Source organism: Bacillus sp. JJ783 (assembly GCF_036963225.1).
In the GTDB taxonomy this organism is placed as follows: domain Bacteria; phylum Bacillota; class Bacilli; order Bacillales; family Bacillaceae_G; genus Bacillus_A; species Bacillus_A cereus_U.
Window position 1 is genome coordinate 1 of sequence record NZ_JBALMG010000257.1, and the last position, 791, is coordinate 791.

Here is a 791-nt window from a genome sequence, read left to right on the forward strand (position 1 = left end):
ATCGTAAATTCTGTAATACTTTTGATTGCAATAAAGGAAGAGTGAAATAAATATATCAAATATAGAACTGCAATTTGGATTTGGCAGGAGGCACATCTATAGATTTGGAAAAAGATGTTTAGAAAAGGACGAATTTGAAATGATAATGGGCTATAGAGCTCTAATCCCTTATAAAAAATTAAAAAATTACCGTAGGGAATCTTTTCCGATGGTAATTTTTTTTCGATGGCTTATATTGCAAAGGAAAATTTTTTAGGTGCTTTTAATTTATTAATCAATACGTATCCCTAGATAAGAGAAATGATAATAAATTTGTATTTTAATAGAAATAGTAAATATAATGTGAATGATCCAATTATTTATATCAAACCTCATGTTCGTTCAATTAGTAATAACTAATCATGGACAACTAATTCAATCCTTATTTAATGACTTAGACTCCGATACAGCACATGAGCCAACAGTAAAGACTGATATAGGAGTTACCATCATTGATGAGGCCCATGAATTTCAAGAAGCATTTATGAAAATAATCGAAAGAAAGGTTAACATGCCTCAATTAAAATCAATAACTAATACGATTAAAAGAAAAATGAAAAATGGAAAAACTCAGTGCAATAGCTATTAAATTGGATACATACATTAAAAAAGAACACCCAGATATAGATAACGGTAAACCTTTAAGAGGTCGAGATGAAGGCGATCCTTTAGGATGTGCCCATTATGATTGCGAATGGGATACTGGTGATCTTTTTGGAGAAGTCAAATATGTTTATAATAAAACTGATGAA

The 791-nt window shown here is 29.7% G+C and carries 1 protein-coding gene; it reads left to right on the plus strand.

Annotated features, from left to right (window positions below; all coding sequences use genetic code 11):
* Positions 1-599 precede the first annotated feature (599 nt).
* The coding region (locus tag V7038_RS29255; protein WP_335696077.1) for a hypothetical protein at positions 600-791 on the plus strand (192 nt) is incomplete at its 3' end.